Origin of the sequence: Vibrio pacinii DSM 19139 (assembly GCF_000711795.1) — a bacterium.
Taxonomy (GTDB): Bacteria; Pseudomonadota; Gammaproteobacteria; order Enterobacterales; family Vibrionaceae; genus Vibrio; species Vibrio pacinii.
Genome location: NZ_JONH01000013.1, coordinates 89,489 through 113,926 on the forward strand (window position 1 = coordinate 89,489; position 24,438 = coordinate 113,926).

Sequence of the window (24,438 nt, forward strand, 5' to 3'; positions counted from 1 at the left end):
GCGCTACCCTCTTACATCACGAGTCGGGGCATGGATAAGCTGGTGATCCATACCGAAGACATAAAATTTGTGGATTGGAATATAGATTTTGATGGTTTCATCAACGTTGTAGCTGTGTACGCCAGGCAGATGAAGCACCATCTCAAGATGGGCATTACGCACATGCAGGAAGGTCTCTGAACCACTGATTTCCGCCACTTCAACTTGCACGGTTAACTCAACATCATCATCGTTCTTTGGCAATAGGCTAAGGTGGCTCGGACGAATGCCAAATTGGTACTCACCTTTGCTCAACTTGCTTAAAGACTGATTGAGTGGAAAATGGGCACTTTGATCAAACGTCACTTCATTACTGTTGATATTGCCTGAGATAAGGTTAATCGGCGGCTCACTGAATAACGTCGCGGATTCAACATTATCGGGATGATGATAAACCGCGGCGGTTGGCCCAGATTGAATCACTCGACCTTGGTGTAAAATGGTCGTGGTACCGCCAAGCGCCAACGCTTCATTTGGTTCCGTAGTGGCATAAATTGCGATGGTGTGGCGAGTTTTGAATAGCTCGCGCATTTCTTGGCGTAGCTCTTCACGCAATTTGTAGTCAAGGTTAACCAATGGCTCATCAAACAAGATGATCTCGGCATCTTTGACCAATGCTCGCGCCATGGCAGTACGCTGCTGCTGACCACCAGAAAGCTCTAAAGGGTGCTTTTTAAGGTGTTCAGTGATGCGTAGCATTTCTGCGGTAGCATGCACGCGTTCTTGGATCTCTTTGTTCGCCATCCCTGCCAGACGCAGTGGCGAAGCGATGTTTTCAAATACCGTTAGATTGGGATAGTTAATAAACTGCTGGTACACCATAGAGATGTTGCGATCCCGTACTGAAACGCCCGTTACATCCAAACCGTTAACGAGAATTTTCCCTGACGTAGGGCGATCAAGCCCAGCAATCAGCCTCATCAATGAAGTCTTTCCCGCCAATGTGCGTCCTAGCAACACATTAAACGAGCCGGGCTCAAAGGTGAGATTGACGTCAGAGATATGCATCTCACCGTCAATATATTTGCTTACCTGCTCAAGTGTTAATGACACTAAAAACTCCTTACCATTCGAACTATTATATTTTTTCGATATTGTTCGATAGAGCGAGAGTCGTGCCAAGTTTGTATTTTGTTAACAAATAATTTACAGAACAGTTTCCCAAGCCTGATTCAGCAAGGCAATGCTGACTAAATACTCAGAAAACCTAGGTTATCTCAGCAAATCAACATGTGAGACCAAGCTAACATTTGTTAACAAAATGTGTTCAAAAGATGTTCAAGGTGTTCAGCAGAGTGTTATGTTAATTGAGCGTTTGTGATCATTAACGTTCATTCGCGCAATTAGAATAATAACTTAATTTTATAAATTTTTATCGCTGCTGCTGACCAAAACTATGAATAATAAACACCTATCAATGATCGAAAATTCTTGGCAACGCTGCCGAGAAGCAGGGCTTGTGCATCACAGTCAGCCCATTATCGAAGTCGAAACAGGCCAAGCGTTTCATCACACGCTTGAAGAGCACGCCGGGCTGCTGACCACCACCCAACAAAAAGTGTTGCCCTTTTACGACAGTCTTTTGGCTAACAGTAACTGCTTGATCACTTTGGCCAACACTCAAGGTCAAGTATTGAACAGTTGGGGGGAACAGCGCTTTTTCTCTCAAAGACAACCCGACGTTTTTCAAAATGGGGTTCACTGGCAAGAGAGCCTGATAGGCACCAATGCGATTGGGACTGCCTTAGAGACAGGGTCAATTGTTCAGGTGTTTCATGATGAACACTTCTTAACCTCGAACCGTTTTATGACTGGCTCTGCGGCTCCCCTGTTTGATGCCGAACGAAAGCTAGCTGGCGTACTGTCTATTTCAAGCGACGCCTATATGCCGACATCGCATACCTTAGGCATGGTCAAGTTGATGTCGCAAGCGATAGAGAATCAACTGATAGTGTCTCGCTTTCAGGCTAACCACTACCTACTTTGGTTTAACACTTCGCCAGAGAACATTGACAGTCAGTGGTCATCAATATTGGTGTTTAATGAACACGGCGTTATTGTCTCGGCCAACCGCCGTGCAGAAGTCGTGCTAGGCCAAGAGCTTGCCCTGCAACGTATTGAGCAGGTGTTTGATGTCAAGTTGGATCAGCTGTTATCACATCCGCCATTTAACCCCACGGCACTAACAACCCATTCACGTTTCAATTTCTATGCGTTAATTACCCCACCGAGCACTGCTAAAGGTCGGCAAATCGACTATCGCCAATCCACGGCGAAACCAGCCAATCCAAATAGCAAAGCCCCGCTTGATTTAGAGCGCTTAAATATGGGAGATGAACGACTAGCGAAAGCGATTAATCAGGCCAGCCGAATTCTTAATAGTGATATTCCGATTCTGATTCATGGTGAAACTGGAGTGGGAAAAGAGGTATTCGTTAATGCACTGCATCTGTCTAGCCAACGTAAACACGCCCCTATGATCGCGGTGAACTGCGCCGCCATTCCTGCCGAACTGGTCGAGTCTGAGTTATTTGGTTATGAAAAAGGCGCATTTACTGGAGCAAGCAACAAAGGTTATATCGGTCTAATCCGTAAAGCTGACAAAGGGACCCTATTTCTTGATGAGTTAGGCGATATGCCGCTTAACGTTCAGGCGCGTTTACTACGAGTATTGCAAGAGCGCAAAGTCACCCCGCTCGGATCAACCACCTCATACCCTGTCGACTTTAAACTCGTTTCAGCCACCAACCGCAATTTAAAACAAGATGTAGAACGTGGGACCTTTCGCCAAGATCTTTACTATCGTGTCACTGGCCTTAATCTTTCGCTCCCTGCTCTGCGTGATCGAACCGATAAAGAAGCCCTTGTGAGCTACCTGCTGACCAAGTATGCACTCGGCGAGCAAGCGCCAAAAATGAGCCTTGATGTTCTGGCGATGTTTAATACTCACCCCTGGCCGGGTAATATCCGCCAAATGGTGAGTGTGATTCAGATTGCGATAGCGATGGCGGGAGATGAAACGATTCAAATTGAGCATTTGCCTGATGATTTTTTGCATGATCTTGAACAGCATCAACCTACGTTGACGAAAACCTCAAGTCACTCTATTACTCTGGTGTCGCAACAGTCAGCGAAAAGCGTCGGTGGTTTATCACCGAGCGTTCCTGATGAGGATTGGTTGGATGTGTATGAGCAAAGCGGTCGCAATGTTTCAGCGACCGCGAAAGTGCTCAATATTAGTCGCAATACCTTGTATAAACGACTCCGAGAACAGGGGTTACGTTAGTGAGAAAGCACCCCTAACCCACGGCTGAATGGTCGGTAGTAAGCAAGGTAACGCAGCGCGACATAGCTAACCACTAGGCTGGCAATGATAAGCTCAAAACCTGCCAACCACTCAACTTGGATGATGTACTCGCTTGCCATACCAATGCTCTCCATCCAGGCCACTAACTTATACAGTGCCGTTGCACCGATCACCATTGGAAAGGTGAACGCCGCATAGCCGGGACTAAATGGCAATCTTAACAGTTTAAAAAACGCCAAATAGATAATCGCGGTCATCAACACGGCAATGCCGAACAATAAGCCAATAATCACTGGCGATGGCTCAGCCACTACCGTCAAATACCCAGCTAACGATAGGCTTGCTGGCGCGGCCATGATCGCCATGGTCGGTTTTGCCGCATCAGGAATTTGCTCAGTAAACATAAAGCGGTAGATCATCATCGGTAGCATGAGCGCGTAAGCGGTCATACCGAACATTAAGGCAGCATCAGCGACCAGACTGAGCCACGGATTGCCCGAAAACGACACATCCGCCACGATAATCCCCACCGGTGGTACAAACCAACTTGGCACCATGTGGTGTAGTTGAAAGTCTTTAACTCTGTGGTACGCAAAGCTGACTAAGAACAGCAGATGCAAAACCACCGCGAACAGCCACAGACTATCGCCAATCATCGGCCAAAACTGCCCAAGCGAGTTCGACACCACCATGGTCGCCATGGCAAAGGTCGGCACCACACTGCCCACCACCGGATGAGCTAAATCTTCACGTAGTAGATGGCGATGGAACAGAAATTTCACCGCCAGTATTGAGAGCAATACACTTGCAATCGCGGCTGCGCTCCACTGCGCGTAGCCATTAAACTGTGCGGCATTTTCCCAACACCATCCAAGACTGGCAATCCCTAGCGCTAAGCCGGCCATCGGAGTCGGCGCTCCCATCACTTTTGCTTTTGCTGTTCTAATCATAACTGCCTCACAATGTCTCAACTTCATCTGCAGTTTACGCTTGCTATTTGTTCAAGAATATCCAATTATTTAAAACACTCGTTCAGTTAATCTAAACAATAAATCATGGCGTCTAATATCTCGTTGAAACAGCTGAAAGTCTTTATTGCCATCACTCAGCATGACACCTTAACCGCAGCGTCAGAAGCGCTGTTTCTTTCTAAAGCAGCGGTGAGTATGGCGCTATCTGAGCTCGAAAAGCAGATCGGTCATTCACTGTTTGATCGGGTCAACAATCGGCTTATTCTCAATCAAGAGGGGCAGAAGTTACTGCCTTTGGCCGATGAACTCATTGAGCGGGCGCAAGATATTGAACAGTTGTTCGATAATGACCAAACGCTTTCCGGACTGCTGCGCATTGGTGCCAGTGATACCATTGGCAATCAAGTCGCGCCCTATCTATTGAGTGATTTTCGCCGTGAGACACAACACACCGCGCAAAGTTTGTTGATCTCTAACTCGGCGCTGATTTGCGAAAAACTGGTCGACTATCAGCTCGATCTGGCGCTTATCGAAGGCAAAACCCTCCATCCACAGCTTATTTCAACTCCGTTTAACCAAGATGAAATGTGTGTCGTATGCTCGCCTAACTCTGCGCTATTACAGCAAGCTTTTTCGATGGAGAATTTAGAACGTAGCGAATGGATCTTGCGTGAACCGGGGTCCGGCTCACGGGAATTCTTTTTACGTGTGATCGCGCCACGCATTGAGCAGTGGCACGAAGCCTTTCAGCTCAACACCACCGAAGCATTAATCAACAGTGTCTCTGCGGGGCTTGGGTTAGGTTGCCTATCTAAACTCGCCGCACAACCCGCGCTCAATGATGGCCGCATCGTTGAGCTTACGTTACCGCTTGATATGAAGCGCCGCTACTGGCTTTTAGTTCACAAAGAAAAGTACCAAAGCCCGCTACTGAAGCGCTTCATCGACTATTGTCAGCAATGGCGTAAAGACTAGCCACTTAAGTCGCAGAATTATCTCCTCGCCTAGACTTTAGTGGTTAAAAACTGTATAAAAAGACAGTAAATCCATTCAATAATTTGAGTTAGAGGACCAACCATGGCTGTAATCGTCAAGTACGTGGTAGAACGCAACGGAGAAGAGAAAATGACTTTTACCTCTAAAGCGGAAGCTGACGCATATGACAAAATGCTCGATATGGCAGATGAGCTTTTTGTGCTACTAGGTAAAAGTGAATTGCTAGAAGAAGAAGGCAAGCAAGAAGACTTGGCGATGTTCCTAGCACAAAACAAAGAAGAGGTGCTATACGCACTGGGGGCTAAGCGCAAGCCTGCACCGAAGAAGTCGAAAAAAGTTGCAGCGGTCGAAGACGCTGAACAAGCGCAAGATGACGCAGCTTAATCTAGCACCAGTTCAACACGAAACCTCAGCAACATGCTGAGGTTTTTTTTACGGAAATAAATATTGTTATATTTACCCTTATATCTCATCACCTGACTGCTAGAATAGTTCATCATTCCCCCTAATTAGGCTTAGCGCATGAAATATCATGTTGAAGTTTGTATCGATAACTTAGAATCTCTGCACAATGCCATTGCTGGCGGTGCGACTCGGATTGAACTTTGCTCTTCACTGGCACTCGGCGGCTTAACGCCTAGTTTTGGTTTAATGAAAAAGGCGCGCCAGATTTCAGATCTTGCCATTTATGCCATGATTCGCCCTCGTCAAGGTGACTTCCTCTATTGCCAAGATGATATTGATTCGATGTTGCTCGATATTGAAGCCGCCGCCGAAGCCGAGTTACAAGGCGTCGTTTTGGGCGCTTTAACCGCTGCCGGTGATGTCGATCTAGTCGCGATGCAGCAGTTAACCGAGCGTGCCAAACTGTACGGATTAGGCGTAACATTTCACCGCGCCATTGACCAGTGCCGTGATTGGGTAAGTGGATTAGAACAGGTCATTTCGCTAGGTTGTGAACGTGTATTGAGTTCAGGACAAGCGGCCAATGTTACTCAAGGAAGTGGAACATTAGCCCAAATGGTCACCCAAGCCGATGGACGTATTTCGATAATGGCGGGAGCAGGCTTAAATGACGAAAACGTCGTTGCAATCATCACTCAGACTGGCGTGCGTGAGGTTCATCTCTCAGGTAAAACCACTCGTGCCAGTTTAATGCACGGCGTAAGCCAACAAGCAAAAATGGGCAGTGACGCGATTGATGACTTAGTGATTCCCGTCACCAATCCAGATGCGATTGAGCAGGTGGTAAAAAAGATTAACCAGTGCTGGGATTAAGCGATTTAACGCAGCGCATCATCAATACTTTGTTCGCCCAAGTGGCGAACATCTTTACCTTTCACAAAGTAGATGATGTATTCGCAAATATTTTGACAGCGATCGCCAACACGCTCTATCGCACGCGCAGACCACATCACTTGTAAAATATTGGGGATATTTTTCGGGTCTTCCATCATATAGGTCATTAACTGGCGAATGACAGCCTCGTATTCCGCATCAATTTTGTCATCCAGCTTATGCACTTCTGCAGCGGCATCAACATCCATGCGAGCAAACGCATCTAACACTTTATGCAGCATATCAATCGCTTGTCGACACAGAGGTTGTAACGACACTTGGAACTGACGCTCCTGCGGCGATGGGCTTTCGATCGCCACATAAGCAATCTTGGTCGCGACGTCGCCAATACGCTCTAAGTCGGTAATGGTTTTGATTATCGCCATAATCAGGCGTAAATCTTTCGCCGTCGGCTGCCTTTTGGCGATAATACGCGTACAGGCTTCATCAATCGACACTTCCATTGCGTTGACTTTATGATCATCACGCACCACCTTTCTTGCCAACTCAATGTCATCATGGTGCAGCGCTTGCATTGCAAACGACAATTGCTGCTCGACCAATCCACCCATGGTAAGTACGTGGGTACGGATCGACTCTAGCTCGACATTAAACTGGCCTGAAATATGGCGTCCAAAATTCATAGATGAAGTGACTCTCTTTTTCTGAACAATAGGAAAAAATTAGCGCAATGATTTGTTCTAACTAGTTGGAATTGTAACAAGGCAACAAGAAATTTCAGCCCTATGAGCATAGTTCGTCTATGTGATGAGGGGCAACTTCCACCGTTAACGACGCTACAGTTTCAAAGATGACGAAGAAATTTAACCGTATCTACCTGTAATATAGTCTTCGGTCTGCTTTTTCAATGGCGATGTAAAAATAGAATCGGTATCTGAGTACTCGATCAACTTCCCCATATGGATAAAGGCGGTGTGGTCACTCACCCTCGCGGCTTGTTGCATATTATGCGTTACGATCACCACGGTATACTTGGTTTTCAGTTCATTGATCAACTCTTCAATCGTAAGCGTCGAAATCGGATCAAGTGCTGAAGTTGGTTCATCAAGAAGTAATACCTCAGGTTCGATGGCTATCGCACGCGCAATCACCAATCGTTGCTGCTGGCCCCCCGACAAACCAAAGGCATTTTCATGCAGACGATGTTTAACCTCATCCCACAGTGCTGCGGCGCGCAATGAACGCTCAACCGCATCGTCTAATGCGCGGCTGTTGTTAATGCCTTGCAAGCGCAAACCATAAACCACGTTTTCATAAATCGATTTAGGAAATGGGTTAGGCCGCTGAAACACCATCCCAACTCGGCGACGCAGTGTCGCCACATCAACCTTAGGGTGGTAAACGTTTTTAGCGTGCAATTTAACCTTTCCTGCAACCCGACATCCTTCAACTAAATCATTCATTCGGTTGATACAGCGCAGCAAGGTTGATTTGCCACACCCAGATGGGCCGATAAACGCCGTCACCTGTCCTTTGGGGATACGCATTGAAATGTCGTGTAGCGCTTGGGTATTTTGATAGAACAAGTTGAGCCCCTCGATAGCAATCGCGGTTTGCTCATCACTGAGGTTGTTGACATCTAATGGCGCTGGATAGCCCAAGGTTTGGTTGACAGAAAACATGCTTAATCTTGTCCTAGTGTTCGATATTTTTCGCGCAAATTGTTACGGATACTGATCGCAGTTAAGTTAAGCCCAACAATGACAGTAACAAGTAAAAACGAGGTGGCATAAACCAAAGGTCTGGCACTTTCAATATTGGTGGTTTGAAAACCAACATCATAAATATGAAAGCCTAAATGCATAAACTTACGCTCAAGATGCAAGAACGGAAATTGACTGTCAATCGGTAAGCTTGAAGTCAGTTTGACCGCCCCCACTAACATCAAAGGCGCGACCTCTCCCGCCGCACGAGCAATCGCTAAGATCAATCCGGTGATCATCGCAGGGCTTGCCATCGGCAAAACAATCCGCCACATGGTTTCAAATTGCGTGGCGCCAAGTGCCAATGAGCCATGACGAACCGAGTTAGGGATGCGCGTTAATCCCTCTTCGGTGGCAACAATCACCACGGGTAATGTCAATACGGCGAGCGTCAAGGCTGACCATAACAGGCCTGGTGTACCGAAGGTTGGCGCGGGCAGTTGCTCTTGATAAAACAGCGTATCAATCGAGCCGCCCAAGGTATAAACAAAAAAACCTAAGCCAAACACGCCGTAAACAATCGAAGGTACCCCGGCTAGGTTTATCACCGCGACACGAATCAGCCGAGTAAAGGCGTTATTACCCGCATACTCGTGCAAATAGATCGCAGCAATAACACCAAGTGGCATCACAATCACCGACATAATCAGTACCAACAATACCGTACCAAACATCGCCGGAAACACACCACCTTCAGAATTAGACTCACGGGGGTTTTCAGACAAAAATTTCCACGCCTGTTGCCCCCAGCGCAGTAGCTTCTCTGCGCTGCTCATTTGATTGGGATACCATAAATCCAGAATTTGACTAAGTGGAATCGTAACCCGTTGCCCTGTCATCTCTTCGACCTGCAACCCTTGCCGCGTCAGTTGCTCACGAAGGCTGTCCAGTTTGGCTTCTGCGTTAATCAAAGCTTGGCGATATTGCTTACTTTGCTTTTGATATAAATCGCTAAAGGCATCATCTAGAGTGCCATTTAAGCTGTGCTTTCGATGCTCTAATCGCAACCGCTGCGCTTGGGCATTAATGGTACGAATATCGCCTTCAATCAAGTCTTCAATTTGTTGGCGAATCTGTTTGGCAAAGGCTAAACCTTGCGCTAAGTTTTGCTCCACCTCACGACTAATTTGGCCATTTTCCTTTACGTAACCAGTCGGTCGACCAAAAAAGTCACCATCTCGGGTACGCTCAATCACGGCCCAACCCTGCGGGCGCGTCGGTGGATTAAGGTTCACTTCCAACAACGACACAAAATCGGCAGAGTAGAGCTCACGATTGGCCACTTTGATGCTCACTCGCTCAACTAAACCTCTTGCAACGATCTCTTCAGGCAGCTCAACATCCATTTCACGCAAGTGGCTGATAGGGATAGATTGTTGCTCATAAATTTGACCAATTAACACCTCACCTTGATCGGTTTGCCATTGATACAGTGGCGCAGGCCAAAAGTAAGAGAGCCCTTTCCAACCGATAAGCAGCAACAGGCCAAGTACAGAAAGCAAGCTGATACTGACCGCACCGCCTGTTAACCATATCCATGGGGAGCCTGATTTAAACCACTTAAACACGTTGCCAATTTCCTACTGTAGAGAGCATTAGAGTGAGCGATACTTTTCGCGTAGACGCTGACGTACCCACTCGGCTAACGAGTTAACCGCAAAAGTAAACATCAGCAGCAGCAGTGCCGCTAAGAACAAAATTCGATAATGTGAGCTGCCGACTTCTGATTCGGGCATCTCCACCGCAATGGTCGCCGAAAGGGTACGCATCCCTTCGAGAATATTCCAGTCCAGAATCGGGGTATTACCAGTCGCCATTAACACGATCATGGTCTCTCCAACCGCACGGCCGAGCCCCATCATGATCGCAGAGAAAATGCCCGGGCTTGCGGTAAGCAGTACCACATACAATAAGGTTTGCCATTGCGTCGCGCCAAGCGCAAGTGATCCATCAGAAAGGTGTTTGGGCACCGAGAAAATTGCATCTTCCGCAATGGTGAAAATGGTAGGGATCACGGCAAACCCCATCGCAAAACCAACCACAAGGGCATTACGCTGGTCAAAATCGATGCCGTGCTCGGCCAGATAAACCCGCACATCTCCTGCAAAGAATAACGCTTCGATATTACCGCTTTGCGACAAGATTGCCACACTCACCAAAGCGATACCGGGAATTAAGATAACGGCATGCCAACCATTGGCAAAACGCCCCGTCCATCGGCTAGGCAGCAGATGCCACATCAAACCAATCAGCACAATAGAGAACGGCATAAATAGCATCAAAGCAACAATCGCTGCTAAATGACTTTCAACGATCGGCGCAAACCACAATCCGGCTAAAAAACCAATAATAACCGTGGGTAAGGCTTCCATCAGCTCAATCGATGGCTTAACCACTCGACGCATACGAGCCGTCATAAAATAAGCGGTGTATATGGCACCAAATACCGCTACAGGAACGGCAAATAACATCGCGAAAGCCGCGGCTTTTAGGGTACCAAAAGCAATGGGAATAAGACTAAACTTGGCTTCAAACTCATCGCTGGCTGAGGTGGTTTGCCACACATAACGCGGCTCTGGGTAGCTTTCGTACCACACTTTTTGCCACAGCGAAGACAATGACACTTCCGGATAAGGGTTATCGACAACCGCAACATTCACTAGGCCATCATCAAACGCGAGTAAATAGGACTCATTGCTCGACATGGCTGCCAATGAAGGCGCTTTGTCGTAAGCACGCTCGAATAGTGCCAATTTCTCACTGGTGGTGTAGTGACTTTGCACCGTGCCATTAATGTAGAAGCTGTAAAAGCCTTTACGGTAGGTGTCAGGTAATAAAAATTGCAATTGTGATGCAAGCTTAAACTGACGAATTGGAGTTAATTGGCGCTGATCTTGATTGAGCACATCAAACCATTGCGACACCAAGCCATCTTGATGAGTCACTAGCAGTGAATAGGCACCTGACAGCAGATCGATATGCCAAACGCTGTGCTCTGTGCGCCCTTGGCTTAAATCGACCACCTCTCGCACATCAAATCGCTGCGCACTTTTAGTGGCAATAATCAGTTCTGAACCCGAACGCAAATACAGTGTTTGTCCATCGGGAGTAAGAAGCAACTGGTCAAGCTGGGGAAAACGCTGGGCAAAGGTATAACTTTTGACGCTGTCGGCTTGCTGCCAACGCACGGTTATCGAACCATCTTGATACCAGCCCACTAGGGTTAAATTCTTTTGCTGGGCAAACGCAAACTGCTTGAGCTGGCTATTGGGTTTATCTAAGCCAAATGATGGCGAAAACGCCAACACTTTCGGTGCAAAATCACGCTGATCTTTATTCAGTGCCGTGGCCAGTTGCGGTTTAAATAAATGGATGGCTCCCTCAGGTGAGGCAAAACCATACCAACCTTGCGCGGCCACCGATTGAGCGAATAGACGATTGGGCTCAGTGAGCGTTTGTGACAGCACTGGCGTATCGCGATCATCATTGAGTGACCAAAAATCGATCTGGCCTTGTTTTGAAATTAAATACGCATGCTGACCATAATCATCGATTCCCGCCGCAATCACTTGCTGGGTAGACACCGTTTTGCTCAGCGCATTCGGTGTAATTTTGGCATCACTAAACAGCGGTAAAACCATCATCGCCAAATAAACAAAAATCAGTACCAACGCCGCTAAAACGCCAACCCCACCAGCAGATACAGCGAGACGCACCAATCTATCTTTGATTAGCCGTTTTCGATCTCGCTCTCGTAAGGAGAATTGTGCTCTGGTCATCTGATTTACTTACCTATTTTCGTCCTAGGGTATAATATTTCTATTAGGTGACAATTATATTACAGATCGCAATAAACAACTGAAAACAATGCAATAAAAAAATGCAATAAAAGTGTCATGTAAAGACCTTAAGTTGCTAATCCATGGAGAGGCTTCGGCAGACTTCATATCTTCAAACCAGGGATTGGAGTAAGGGATGAGTACCGAAAAACTGTATATCGAAAAAGAGCTCAGTTGGCTTTCATTTAATGAACGAGTGCTGCAAGAGGTGGCAGATAAGAGTGTGCCTTTAATTGAGCGCATCCGCTTTCTCGGTATATTTTCCAATAACTTAGACGAATTTTATAAAGTCCGTTTTGCCGACGTTAAACGACGCATTCTGATCAACCAAGAGCGTGGTGGTAACGATAACTCCAAGCACCTATTAACCAAAATGCAAACCAAAGCGCTCAAACTCAATGAACGTTTTGATGAGTTGTACAACGAACTCATCCGTGAAATGGCGCGACGACGCATCTTTTTGGTCAATGAAACTCAGTTAAGCGACGCGCAGCAAAAGTGGGTAAAAAAGTATTTTCACCGCGAAGTGTTACCGCACTTGACTCCCTTGTTGATGCGTGACGATATTGATGTACTGGAATTTCTGAAAGACGAATACGCCTATATTGCCGTTGAACTTAAACAACCACAACATAATCAATATGCGCTGCTCGAGATACCAACCGACCACCTACCGCGTTTCATCATGATGCCTGAGCAGAAAGGCAAGCGCCGCAAAACCATTATCTTGCTCGATAATATTATTCGTTATTGCTTAGATGATATTTTTAGTGGCTTTTTTGATTACCAACAGCTCAATGGTTACGCGATGAAAATGACGCGAGATGCGGAATACGATTTAGGTCACGAAGTGGATCATAGCTTGTTAGAGCAAATGTCAGAGGGCGTTAGCCAGCGCTTAACCGCAATGCCAGTACGTTTTGTTTATCAGCGTGACATGCCGCAAGAAATGCTCGATTTCCTGTGCGGAAAATTGCAGATATCCAACTACGACAGTCTCATCCCCGGGACGCGCTATCATAATTTTAAAGACTTTATTACCTTTCCTAATCTTGGCCGAGAATATCTAGAAAACAAACCCTTACCGCCAATGAAATGTGCCGACTTTGACGGCTTCGCCAACAAGTTCGATGCCATTCGGACGCAAGATATTTTACTCTACTATCCGTACCACACTTTTGAACACATTAGCGAATTGGTTCGTCAGGCGTCGTTTGATCCTAAAGTCATTAGTATCAAAATCAATATCTACCGCGTGGCCAAAGACTCGCGTTTGATGAACTCACTGATTGATGCCGTACACAACGGTAAAAGCGTGACCGTTGTGGTCGAATTGCAAGCTCGTTTTGATGAAGAGATTAACATTGAGTGGTCACGCATTCTGACCGAAGCTGGAGTGGAAGTGGTATTTGGCGCGCCGGGGTTAAAAATACACGCCAAACTGCTGCTGATTAGTCGACGTGAAAACGATGAGATCATCGACTACGCACACATAGGCACAGGCAATTTCCATGAAAAAACAGCTCGTATCTATACCGATTTTTCCTTGCTCACCGCCGATGTTGATTTAACTCGCGAAGTGCGAAACGTGTTTGGTTACATCGAAAACCCGTATCGTCCGGTGCGCTTCAATCACTTAGTTGTCTCACCAAGAAACTCGCGTAAGGAACTCTATCGCTTGATAGACAATGAGATCGCTAATGCACAAGCGGGAAAAAAGGCCGGCTTAACCATTAAGGTCAATAATTTAGTCGATAAAGGTCTGGTCAATAAACTCTACAGCGCGAGTAACGCCGGAGTGGCGATCAAAATGATTATCCGCGGCATGTGTTCGCTGGTCCCTGGTATTGATGGCGTTAGTGACAATATCAAAATCATCAGCATTGTTGATCGTTTTCTTGAACACCCGCGCGTCATCATTGCGCACAACGACGGCGATCCTGCGGTCTACATCTCTTCGGCTGACTGGATGACACGCAATCTTGATCATCGAATTGAAGTGGCGACTCCAATACGTGATCCTCGCCTTAAACAGCGCATTATTGATATCGTCAATCTCCATTTTACCGATACTGTAAAAGCGAGATGGATCGATAAAGAGATGAGCAATAGCTACGTACCTCGTGGTAATCGGAAGAAAGTTCGCTCACAAATTGCGATTTACGACTATCTTAAAAATATAGAAAAACAAACTAAGAATCAGAAACGTAAAGAGCAATTGAGAGAAGATGAACCACACACCAGACATCCGTGATGTCGCCGCCATCGACTTAGGCTCAAACAGCTTCCATATGGTTGTTGCGCGAGTTGTCGATCAAGATTTACAGCTCATCAGTCGCCATAAACAGCGGGTTCGCTTGGCGGCGGGTCTCGATGGACAAAAAAATCTCGATAATGCCTCGATTGAACGTGGGCTAGAATGCCTAGCAATGTTTGCCGAACGCCTGCAAGGTTTTGAAGAACAAAACGTCCGTATTGCCGCCACTCACACTTTGCGTCAAGCCAATAACGCTCATATCTTTCTTCAGCGTGCGCGTGAGGTTTTGCCGTTCCCAATCGAAATTATTCCCGGCGTTGAAGAAGCGCGCCTGATCTATCTCGGCGTTGCCCACACTCAACCCGAGTCTGATTCAAAGTTGGTCATCGACATTGGCGGCGGCAGCAGCGAAATCATTATTGGTCGCGGCTTTGAACCCGAGCTCATTAACAGCAAACAGATGGGGTGCGTCAGTTACAACCGCGAATTTTTTGCCAATGGTAAATTGTCGAAAAAGAATTTTAATCGCGCGACACTCGCCGCCGAACAAAAGCTCGAATCGATTGCTCATCGCTATAAAAAAATGGGTTGGGAAATCGCCTTTGGTTCATCCGGCACAATCAAAGCCATTTGCGAAGTCCTGGTTGGCCTTGGCTATGATGATGAACTGATCACCACCAAACGGTTAGAAAAACTGATCAGCAAGCTGTGTGAATGGGCCACCATCGACGACATTGAACTGACGGGGTTAACGGCAGAAAGAAAACCTGTTTTTGCCGCTGGCGTTGCCATTTTACACGCGATCATGACCAGTCTTAACATTGACCAACTTCACTTCTCTGAAGGCGCATTGCGTGAAGGGCTGTTGTTTGAAATGGAAGATAGCTTCAAGCGATCTGATATTCGCATGCGTACCACCGAAAACCTCGCCAGCAAACACCTTGTCGATTTAGATCATGCCGCCAAAATTAAAGGCCACGCACGTGAACTGTTTCAACAAATTCATAAAGATGTCGGGATCAAAAAAAGCTCTCAACTGTTTGAATTACTCGAGTGGAGTGCGTTGTTACACGAAGTCGGATTGAGCATTAGCTTGCAAGCCTTTCATCGCCACTCGGCGTATATTTTACGCCATACCTATATGCCGGGTTTCAACCGCGAACAACAACGCCTGCTTGCGGTGCTGGTGCGCTTTCAACGTAAAGCGTTAAAGCTGAATGAACTCGAGCCTTTTACCCTTTATGACCAAGCCGATGTCATCAGCTTGATTCGTATTTTGCGCCTTGCGATTATCCTCAATGGACAGCGCAGCGACGAGTTGATTGAGACGCCCAATTTAACCATTGATGGCGATGAGTGGACTCTGAATTCGAATGACAAAGATTGGTTGGAAAACAACAAATTACTTCACGCCGACTTGCAAAATGAACAAGCCTACTGGCGTAATGCCAACTGGCAGTTAAACATCTAAACCTTAATCTGGGTCAGTTAAATCTTAGAGCGTTAAACCTTAGTCGCTATGGGCGGTAATACCGACTTTAGCCAATTCTTGTCGGGCTATTTGCGCCGAGATCGCCACATAACCATCTTTGGCCACCAAGGCTTGCCCCTGAAGAGAATAGATAAAGCGAATAAACTCACGTTCGATCGGTCTTAACGGTTTCGACGGATGTTTATTAACGTAAACATAGAGATAGCGTGATAGTGGGTACTCACCAGATAAAATATTTTCCTGACTCGCTTCAATGTACTCACTGCCCCGTTGTGCAATCGGCAACAACTTAACATCAGACACTTGATAACCGACCCCAGAGTAACCAATGGTATTAACGGCAGAGCCCACCGATTGAACCACAGACGCCGATCCTGGCTGTTCATTAACGCTATTTTTAAAATCACCGCCACACAGTGCGTGCTTTTTAAAATAGCCATAAGTTCCAGACACCGAATTACGCCCAAACAATTGAATACCACGCTTAGCCCATTGGTAATCTAAGCCAAGGTCTGCCCAGCGGTTGATTTGCTGTGTCGACCCACAACGCAAAGTGGCAGAGAAAATACTGTCGAGTTGGACAAAATTGAGCCCTTCAATTGGGTTGTCTCGATGAACAAAAATGCCAATCGCGTCGATCGCCACTCTTAATGCCGTCGGCTTGTAACCATGCTCGCGTTCAAACGCTTCAATTTCGCGGTTTCGCATTGGTCGACTCATCGGCCCAAATTGCGCTGTACGTTCGGTTAATGCCGGCGGCGCCGTCGAGGAACCCGACGCTTGCACCTGGCCATTAACACTTGGGTATAACTGCTTGAACTCTTCAACCCATAGCGTTGTCATACCGGCCAATGTATCTGAACCAACACTGGTTAACGTGCCCGAAATACCCGGCACTTTTTGATAATCAGGTAACAGCGTCTGACTTGCCAAGCATGCGTTAGATACGAGTAACAATAACGTCAACAGTGGCTTAATCACTTAACCACCAACCTAGACGGTAGAATAAACGAGAACTTACTACCAACACCGACTTCGCTGTGTATTTCTAAACGCGAATCATGATGTGAAAGAGCGTGCTTAACAATCGCCAACCCTAAGCCACTGCCTCCCGTATCACGCGAGCGTGCTTTATCGACTCGATAAAAACGCTCAGTCAGACGATGTAGATGCTGAGGCTCAATACCATCACCACTGTCTTCCACTTCAAGATGCGCTCCTTGAGAACTCTGGTACCAACGAACATGAATATCCGCACCTGGTGGGGTGTACTTGACCGCATTGTAGACCAAGTTAGAAATCGCACTGCGCAGTTGATCATCATCACCTAATACACGCAGCTTACTATCGACATCAAAACTGAGTTTATGTTCGGCCTCACCACTTAGACTAACGGCTTCTTTTTCTAGTACCTCAAGCATCGCGGGCACATTCACCACTTCATCCAGTTCATGCATCGGCGCCGCTTCAATTTTTGATAACGTCAGCAACTGATTAACCAAGCTGTTCATTCGATTGAGCTGCTCTGTCATCACCCCATGAGCTTTGGTCCACATTGGGCCCACCACCATATCTGGGTCTTCGGTCATTTCCAGATAACCTTGCAGTACCGTCATTGGCGTGCGCAGTTCATGCGAGACATTAGCAAAAAAGTTGCGACGCATGCCCTCAAGCTGCTTCAACTGACTGACATCCCGGACCACCATCAAGTGTTCACCTTCGGTGTAAGGCACAATACGTAGCTCAAGCATACGTTCAACGTTAAGCGGCGAACGCATCTCTAACGGCTCAGAGAAGTCTTGTTTATTGAGGTATTTGATAAAATCTGGGGTACGAATCAAATTCGAAATTGGCTGACCGGAGTCGTCGGGCCATTTAAAACCGAGTAGATGTTGAGCAAGTTTGTTGCACCACACAATGTTGCCTTCACTGCGAAACACCACCACGGCATCTGGCAGGGATTCAGCACCATTACGGAAACGGCGAATCAGGTTGGTCAATTCTTTACGTTTTTTACGCTGACGCTGCTGCAAACGGTAGATACCATTGAATAGTGACTCCCAATGGCCACTGCCCGATGGCGGTGTTAAACGTTTTTCATCCCACAACCATGCCGATAAGCGCATTTGGTTGTGTAAGTGCCACACAAGCTGCAAAGCCGTCGCCGCCAAAAGCAACCACGGCATAAAACCAAATATCCACCCTACGACGATCCATGGGGTGTAAAAAAAAACCAGCTCCCACGCTAGCTTTTTCCAAGTTAACCGTTCTACCACTTACCTCTCCGTTTGCGCACTCGCAATCCTACTATGCTTTGGTCGAGAAACGATAGCCAGCGCCACGCACGGTCTGGATCAGTTTGTCATGACCAGCGGCTTCAAGCGCTTTACGTAAACGACGAATATGAACATCGACGGTGCGATCTTCAACATACACGTTTGTGCCCCATACATTGTTTAACAGCTGCTCACGACTGTAGACACGTTCTTGATGAGTCATGAAAAAGTGCAGCATCTTAAATTCTGTTGGACCCATATCTAATGGTAGATCGTTAGCCGTCACTCGGTGTGAAACAGGGTCGAGCTTGAGACCTTGCACATCAATCACATCTTCAAGAGCCGTCGGAGTCACGCGGCGAATGACCGCTTTTAAACGTGCCACTAACTCTTTAGGTGAAAATGGCTTGGTAATATAGTCATCAGCGCCCACTTCAAGCCCGCGAACTTTATCTTCTTCTTCACCGCGTGCAGTCAGCATCACCACAGGAATATTTCGTGTCAGCTCTTCGCGTTTCATATGTTTGATAAAGTTGATGCCACTGCCACCTGGTAACATCCAGTCTAGTAATACTAGATCTGGGAAGGGTTCAGCCAGTTTCGTTACCGCGCTATCGTAATCTTCTGCTTCAACGGCTTGATAGCCTTTTTGTTCGAGAACAAAGCAGAGCATTTCACGAATTGGCGCTTCGTCTTCAACAACCAGAATCCTTCTAGACATAATCCAGTAACCTTGTATAAGTTGAGTGATTTCGGGCTAGCTGCCCTTGTGCAACGTTAAGCATTATCACTAGCAATTATGACACTTTTGTGACCTTTGAAAACAAATTTTCATATAACTTTCATCCCACTATTGTGTGTTTGCAGTAAGACAAGCGTCGCAAAAGTCTTTATGATTGGCAGCTCAACAAAAGGTATAGAGAAAGAGTATGTGGTTTAAAAACTGTCTGGTTTATCGTTTTAACCGTGATATTGAGTTCAATGCGGACCAACTAGAGAAGCAATTGGCTGAGTTTCGTTTCACACCTTGTGGCAGCCAAGACAAGCAAAAATTTGGCTGGGTAACGGCGATGGGAAAACATGGCGACATGATGACTCACGTATCAGAAGACCGCATTCTGATCTGCGCCAAAAGAGAAGAGAAAATGATTCCGGCTTCGGTAATCAAGGACTCTTTGAATGACAAAGTCGAGGCGATGGAATTACAAGAAGGCCGTGCGCTGAAAAAGAAAGAGAAAGATAATCTTAAAGAAGACATCTTGATTGATCTGTTACCGCGTGCCTTTAGCCGCAGCAACCATACTTATGTGCTGATTTTGCCAAAAGAAGGCTTCATTCTCGTCGATGCCAGCAGCTACAAAAAAGCCGAAGATGTGCTAGCCCTGCTGCGTAAAACCATGGGTAGCCTACCGGTTGTGCCAGCCATTCCAGAAACCGCCATTGAAACTACGTTGACCGAATGGGTCAAAACGGGCGCGACGCCTGCCGGCATTGAAATGCTTGATGAAGCTGAGCTTAAATCGGTACTCGAAGAAGGCGGCGTGATTCGCTGTAAGAAACAAGAGTTGACGGCTGATGAGATTCGCAGCCACATCGACGCAGATAAAGTGGTCACTAAACTCGCCCTATGGTGGCAAGAACGCATCGAGTTCATTTTGGCTGAAGATGGCAGCATCAAGCGCCTCAAGTTCTCTGATGAACTTAAAGATCAAAATGAAGACATTCCGCGTGAAGATCAAGCCGCGCGTTTTGACGCTGACTTCTCGTTGATGTGTGGTGAGCTGAGCGCGTTTCTACCTAACCTATACGAGTGCCTTGGTGGATTGCCTCACCCAAATGCCTAATCAAAACGGCATGGCGTAAGACTTAAGCAACCGATACTGTCGTCACCACGATGATGACGACAGTATCGGTTGGTACCGCTGAATCTGCTATCACCTCGGCCCATCTTGTCTTAAACATTTCCTTGTTTCAAATTTCGACTCTGCTAACAAAGCACCGAATAGACACACAGTTTGTTTGGATATTCCCCTAGTCACAAGTCACATTTTGACGTAAAATTTGCGCCCCTTTACTTCCACGAGGTGGAAGTAACCTGACTTGAGATCAGACTAGAGAAAAACAATGACTACTGAGAAAGCATTCGTACCTGAGCTACTGTCACCGGCAGGTAGCCTAAAAAACATGCGTTACGCCTTTGCCTACGGGGCAGATGCCGTCTACGCTGGCCAGCCGCGTTACAGCCTTCGTGTACGTAACAACGAGTTCAACCACGAAAACCTAAACATTGGTATCAACGAAGCGCATGCCCTGGGCAAAAAGCTTTACGTGGTCTGTAATATTCAACCGCACAACTCAAAGCTAAAGACCTTCATCCGTGACCTTAAACCGGTGGTTGAGATGGGTCCTGACGCCCTGATCATGTCTGACCCTGGTCTTATCATGATGGTTCGTGAAGCCTTCCCTGAAATGCCAATCCACTTGTCTGTTCAAGCTAACGCCGTCAACTGGGCGACGGTCAAGTTCTGGGCGGCCAATGGTGTTGAGCGTGTGATTGTATCTCGTGAGCTTTCTCTGGAAGAAATCGAAGAAATTCGCGAACACTGCCCAGAAACTGAACTCGAAGTCTTCGTTCATGGCGCACTGTGCATGGCTTACTCTGGCCGCTGTCTATTGTCTGGTTACATCAACAAGCGCGATCCTAACCAAGGCACCTGTACCAACGCATGCCGTTGGGAATACAAGGTAGAACAAGGTAAAGAGAACGACACTGGCGATATCGTCGAAAAGTTTGATCCAGCCGAAGCGCAACCTGTCGAAGTACAAGACGAGCGTCCTGAAACCACTATCGGTCGTGGTAAACCAACCGATGAAGTGGTGCTACTCTCTGAAGCACATCGCCCTGACGAAAAAATGGCCGCTTACGAAGATGAGCACGGCACTTACATCATGAACTCAAAAGACCTGCGTGCGATTCAACACGTTGAGCGCTTAACGAAGATGGGCGTCCATTCACTTAAGATTGAAGGCCGTACTAAGTCGTTCTACTACTGTGCTCGTACTGCGCAAGTTTATCGTAAAGCGATTGATGATGCGGTTGCAGGCAAGCCTTTCGATGAGAGCCTAATGAGCACACTAGAAAGCTTAGCTCACCGCGGTTACACCGAGGGCTTCCTTCGTCGTCACACACACGATACCTACCAAAACTACGACTACGGCTATTCTGTCTCAGACGCTCAGCAATTTGTCGGTGAATTTACCGGTAAACGCCGTGGTGACCTTGCAGAAGTCGAAGTGAAGAACAAATTCCTAGTCGGTGATAGCCTTGAGCTAATGACCCCTAAAGGTAATGTTGTGTTCACTCTTGAAGCAATGGAAAACCGTAAGTCACAGTCAATTGAAGACGCAAAAGGCAACGGCCACTTCGTGTTTATTCCTGTTCCACAAGATATGGACCTAGAATTCGGCTTGTTGATGCGTAACCTTAATGTCGGTCAGGATACCCGTAACCCAACAGGTAAATAAGCATGGCACTGCTGATCACTGATAAATGCATTAACTGTGATATGTGTGACCCTGAGTGCCCTAATGGGGCAATCTCTATGGGGGAGTCTATCTTTGAGATTGACCCAGACCTTTGTACCGAGTGTAAAGGCCATTACGACAAGCCGACTTGCCAGTCAGTTTGCCCTATCACTAAATGCATTATCACTGACCCAAAGCATATTGAAACTGACGATGAGCTGCTCGAGAAGTTCGTCATCATTCAAGGGTTAGCCTAAAGACAAACGCCGCGTTCAGCGGCGTTTTTTATTATCCTAGATATCGTTTTTACAGACCTACTTATAACTTAATTCGGTCGCTTTACCTTTGAATATTCGATACACCGCAAAGGTGTAGAGCAAGATCATTGGCATCACTATCATCACCCCATAGCCGACAATAATCAGTGTCGCAGGTGATGAGGCCGATTGCTGGGCCGTCATCAACCCAGGCACAACTTGAGGGAAAAAGCTGTACGCTAGCCCTAAAAAGCTCAGGGCAAAAATTATCGTGACACCAAAAAATGGCCAACGGACGCCTAAATCATTAACCATAGGTACTTGGCGAAGGTAGCGGTCAACGACAAAAATAGTGGCTAAGACGATGATGGGGATCGGCGCTAACAACAGAATTTCAGGGAAGCTAAACCAGCGCATTGCCACTTGTTGATTGACGATAGGATTGACGATACTAACGACCAGAATACCCAATGCGGCCACCCAGCCAGCCCGTCGAGACCAACGCGCAGCGCGCACTTGCAGCTCACCTTCCGTTTTAAGCACTAGCCAAGCGCCCCCAATATAAACGTAAGCCGCCGCAACACACAGACTGCTCAAGAGAGCAAAACCATACGCTTGGCCCGAGTCTTCAAATCCCATAATATAGCGACCGACCATGTAACCTTGCGTCAAAGACGCAATCAATGATCCAGTTCTAAAACACCAATCCCAGCGTGGTTTGTGATCCGAGACGGCTTTCGCGCGAAAATCAAACGCGACACCACGCATGATCAGTGCGATCAACATTAACGCCGTCGGAAGGTAGAGTTCGGTCAATATCAAACTGTGCGCGCTAGGGAACGCGATCAATAAGATGCCGACGGCCAATACTAACCAGGTTTCGTTGGCATCCCAAAATGGACCAATGGAGGCGATCATACGATCACGCTGCTGCTCATTGTTACTTGGCAGTAGCATCCCCACGCCTAAATCATAGCCATCTAACACTGCGTACATAAACACCGAAAAGCCGAGTAGCAATAAGTAGATTTCTGGTAAATGATTGCTCATGAATAAACCTCTTGCTGTTGGGATGGCACCTGATGTGCGGCAATATCTTTACGCGCCAAATAGAATAAGGTGTGAATGTAAGCCACCAGCAGCAGCGCATAAATCGCGAGGTACATAAACAGTGAGATCATCACACTGCTACTCGGGACGCTTGTTACCGCTTCAGAGGTTCTCAACACACCACTGACTAACCAAGGTTGACGACCGACTTCAGTGACATACCAACCAGCCAATGTGGCAGCCCAACCTGAGAATGTCATGGCGACAACGGTATAGAGATAAGGCTTAGGTAAAGGCTTACCGCGCATCAAACGCAGCGCCCCGTACCAGCTGACCAGTAGCATCAACACGCCTACTCCGACCATAATTCGAAAACCGAAGAACAGCGGTTTAACCGGGGGATGATCAGGAGCAAACTGGTTAAGTCCGACGATTTCACCATTGAGGTCATGCGTTAGAATTAAACTGGCTAAATTAGGAATACCAACGGCAAGGTCGTTGGTGCGAGTCTCTTCATTTGGCCAAGCAAACAAAAGCAGTGGCGCACCTTGCTCGGTTTCCCACACCCCTTCCATCGCTGCGATCTTCGCGGGTTGATGTTCTAAGGTATTCAAACCATGTAGATCGCCAATGAAAATTTGCAGTGGGATAAAACCTGCGGCTGCAAATAGCGCAACCTTCAGACCTAACTTCGCCGCACGATGGCCCGGTTGCTTCGTCACTTGATAAGCCGAGATGCCAGCAACCAAAAAGCTTGCGGTTAACGCAGACGCCAACAAGGTATGAGTAAATCGGTAAGGCAGCGATGGATTTAAGATAACGTCTTTCCAGCTGGTAACATGAACAATACCATCAATGACCTCATAACCACTTGGCGTATGCATCCAGCTATTCAGCACTAAAATCCAAAATGCCGACATTGTGGTACCAACCGCAACCAGAACGGTCGCCAACGTATGGAACCAATCAGGCACGCGACCGCGACCAAACAACATCACACCAAGGAAGGTCGCCTCCATAAAGAAGGCCGTCATGACTTCATACCCTAAGAGTGGGCCTGCAACATTACCGACACGCTCCATAAATCCAGGCCAATTAGTGCCAAATTGGAAACTCATGGTGATCCCTGAGACCACACCGAGCGCAAACGTCAGCGCAAAAATCTTGACCCAAAAGTAATAGACATCCAGCCAAACTGGCGCTTGACTACGGTTATAACGCCATTTAAAGAAAACCAGCATCCACGCCAAAGCAATGGTGATAGTCGGAAAGAGTATGTGAAAGCTAATATTGGTCGCGAATTGAATCCGCGACAACATGAGGGTGTCTAACATCTTATGTCCTCAAAACACTCGTCTCGCTCTAAT

At 46.9% G+C, this 24,438-nt stretch carries 20 protein-coding genes; 9 read left to right on the forward strand and 11 right to left on the reverse strand.

All coding sequences use genetic code 11. From position 1 onward, the window contains the following. Positions 1 to 3 precede the first annotated feature (3 nt). A complete protein-coding gene (locus BS19_RS09575) occupies positions 4 to 1,092 on the reverse strand; it encodes an ABC transporter ATP-binding protein (protein ID WP_038174936.1) in 1,089 nt (362 codons plus the stop codon). Between the two features lie 343 nt (positions 1,093 to 1,435). Here BS19_RS09575 and BS19_RS09580 point away from each other — a divergent pair, with 343 nt between their 5' ends. Next, the gene (locus BS19_RS09580) at positions 1,436 to 3,325 is read left to right on the forward strand and encodes a sigma-54-dependent Fis family transcriptional regulator (protein WP_038174937.1); all 1,890 of its coding nucleotides are present in this window, start codon (positions 1,436 to 1,438) and stop codon (positions 3,323 to 3,325) included. Here BS19_RS09580 and BS19_RS09585 read toward each other — a convergent pair. Continuing rightward, positions 3,322 to 4,296 (reverse strand): TDT family transporter, encoded by a 975-nt coding sequence (locus BS19_RS09585; protein ID WP_038174939.1) that lies wholly within the window; start codon positions 4,294 to 4,296, stop codon positions 3,322 to 3,324. The genes BS19_RS09580 and BS19_RS09585 overlap by 4 nt on opposite strands. A gap of 105 nt (positions 4,297 to 4,401) precedes the next feature. Between BS19_RS09585 and BS19_RS09590 the strand changes: the two genes are divergently transcribed. The 3 genes from BS19_RS09590 (at position 4,402) to BS19_RS09600 (ending at position 6,591) form a co-directional block, all read left to right on the forward strand. Continuing rightward, positions 4,402 to 5,292, forward strand: coding sequence for a LysR substrate-binding domain-containing protein (locus tag BS19_RS09590; protein ID WP_038174941.1), 891 nt, complete (start codon positions 4,402 to 4,404; stop codon positions 5,290 to 5,292). Between the two features lie 102 nt (positions 5,293 to 5,394). Beyond that, positions 5,395 to 5,697: a YebG family protein gene (locus tag BS19_RS09595; RefSeq protein WP_038174942.1), complete on the forward strand. Its 303-nt coding sequence runs from the start codon at positions 5,395 to 5,397 to the stop codon at positions 5,695 to 5,697. A 138-nt stretch (positions 5,698 to 5,835) separates the two neighbouring features. Further along, entirely contained in the window at positions 5,836 to 6,591 is a 756-nt protein-coding gene (locus BS19_RS09600; protein WP_038174943.1) for a copper homeostasis protein CutC, read from the forward strand. A gap of 5 nt (positions 6,592 to 6,596) precedes the next feature. On the opposite strand, the gene phoU is transcribed toward BS19_RS09600, so the two are convergent. The 4 genes from phoU to BS19_RS09620 all read right to left on the reverse strand — a co-directional run bounded on the left by phoU (position 6,597) and on the right by BS19_RS09620 (position 12,154). Next, a complete protein-coding gene (gene phoU / locus BS19_RS09605) occupies positions 6,597 to 7,295 on the reverse strand; it encodes a phosphate signaling complex protein PhoU (RefSeq protein ID WP_038174944.1) in 699 nt (232 codons plus the stop codon). A 180-nt stretch (positions 7,296 to 7,475) separates the two neighbouring features. Next, positions 7,476 to 8,294 carry a phosphate ABC transporter ATP-binding protein PstB gene (pstB, locus tag BS19_RS09610; protein ID WP_038174945.1) on the reverse strand — a complete coding sequence of 273 codons (819 nt, stop codon included), beginning with the start codon at positions 8,292 to 8,294 and terminating at the stop codon, positions 7,476 to 7,478. A 2-nt stretch (positions 8,295 to 8,296) separates the two neighbouring features. Further along, positions 8,297 to 9,943 (reverse strand): phosphate ABC transporter permease PstA, encoded by a 1,647-nt coding sequence (gene pstA / locus BS19_RS09615; RefSeq protein WP_038174947.1) that lies wholly within the window; start codon positions 9,941 to 9,943, stop codon positions 8,297 to 8,299. Between the two features lie 27 nt (positions 9,944 to 9,970). Further along, entirely contained in the window at positions 9,971 to 12,154 is a 2,184-nt protein-coding gene (locus BS19_RS09620) for an ABC transporter permease subunit (protein ID WP_038174949.1), read from the reverse strand. Between the two features lie 196 nt (positions 12,155 to 12,350). Between BS19_RS09620 and ppk1 the strand changes: the two genes are divergently transcribed. Together ppk1 and ppx are read left to right on the forward strand one after the other, a co-directional pair. After that, entirely contained in the window at positions 12,351 to 14,468 is a 2,118-nt protein-coding gene (gene ppk1, locus BS19_RS09625) for a polyphosphate kinase 1 (RefSeq protein WP_038174950.1), read from the forward strand. Next, positions 14,443 to 15,942 carry an exopolyphosphatase gene (ppx, locus tag BS19_RS09630; protein WP_038174951.1) on the forward strand — a complete coding sequence of 500 codons (1,500 nt, stop codon included), beginning with the start codon at positions 14,443 to 14,445 and terminating at the stop codon, positions 15,940 to 15,942. Before ppk1 ends, ppx begins: the two co-directional genes overlap by 26 nt. A 39-nt stretch (positions 15,943 to 15,981) precedes the next feature. On the opposite strand, the gene BS19_RS09635 is transcribed toward ppx, so the two are convergent. Genes BS19_RS09635 through phoB form a run of 3 tightly spaced genes read right to left on the reverse strand, consistent with a single transcriptional unit; the run spans position 15,982 to position 18,960 of the window. Then, positions 15,982 to 16,932 carry a PstS family phosphate ABC transporter substrate-binding protein gene (locus tag BS19_RS09635; protein WP_425425010.1) on the reverse strand — a complete coding sequence of 317 codons (951 nt, stop codon included), beginning with the start codon at positions 16,930 to 16,932 and terminating at the stop codon, positions 15,982 to 15,984. Positions 16,933 to 16,940: 8 nt separating this feature from the next. Then, positions 16,941 to 18,239 carry a phosphate regulon sensor histidine kinase PhoR gene (gene phoR / locus BS19_RS09640; protein ID WP_038174952.1) on the reverse strand — a complete coding sequence of 433 codons (1,299 nt, stop codon included), beginning with the start codon at positions 18,237 to 18,239 and terminating at the stop codon, positions 16,941 to 16,943. A 31-nt stretch (positions 18,240 to 18,270) separates the two neighbouring features. After that, positions 18,271 to 18,960 (reverse strand): phosphate regulon transcriptional regulator PhoB, encoded by a 690-nt coding sequence (phoB, locus tag BS19_RS09645; protein WP_038174953.1) that lies wholly within the window; start codon positions 18,958 to 18,960, stop codon positions 18,271 to 18,273. Positions 18,961 to 19,168: 208 nt separating this feature from the next. On the opposite strand from phoB, the gene rdgC reads away from it, so the two are divergent. From rdgC to BS19_RS09660, 3 genes are all read left to right on the forward strand, one after another. Continuing rightward, on the forward strand, positions 19,169 to 20,083 hold the full coding sequence (gene rdgC, locus BS19_RS09650) for a recombination-associated protein RdgC (RefSeq protein WP_038174954.1): 915 nt from the start codon (positions 19,169 to 19,171) through the stop codon (positions 20,081 to 20,083). Positions 20,084 to 20,363: 280 nt separating this feature from the next. Further along, positions 20,364 to 21,764 carry a prephenate-dependent tRNA uridine(34) hydroxylase TrhP gene (trhP, locus tag BS19_RS09655; RefSeq protein WP_038174955.1) on the forward strand — a complete coding sequence of 467 codons (1,401 nt, stop codon included), beginning with the start codon at positions 20,364 to 20,366 and terminating at the stop codon, positions 21,762 to 21,764. A 2-nt stretch (positions 21,765 to 21,766) separates the two neighbouring features. Continuing rightward, on the forward strand, positions 21,767 to 22,021 hold the full coding sequence (locus BS19_RS09660) for a YfhL family 4Fe-4S dicluster ferredoxin (protein ID WP_038174956.1): 255 nt from the start codon (positions 21,767 to 21,769) through the stop codon (positions 22,019 to 22,021). A 57-nt stretch (positions 22,022 to 22,078) separates the two neighbouring features. Here BS19_RS09660 and BS19_RS09665 read toward each other — a convergent pair whose 3' ends face one another. Together BS19_RS09665 and BS19_RS09670 are read right to left on the reverse strand one after the other, a co-directional pair. Further along, positions 22,079 to 23,071, reverse strand: a complete 993-nt coding sequence (locus tag BS19_RS09665) for a cytochrome d ubiquinol oxidase subunit II (protein ID WP_038174957.1) — start codon at positions 23,069 to 23,071, stop codon at positions 22,079 to 22,081. After that, positions 23,068 to 24,405, reverse strand: a complete 1,338-nt coding sequence (locus tag BS19_RS09670; protein WP_038174958.1) for a cytochrome ubiquinol oxidase subunit I — start codon at positions 24,403 to 24,405, stop codon at positions 23,068 to 23,070. Before BS19_RS09670 ends, BS19_RS09665 begins: the two co-directional genes overlap by 4 nt. Positions 24,406 to 24,438: the final 33 nt, after the last annotated feature.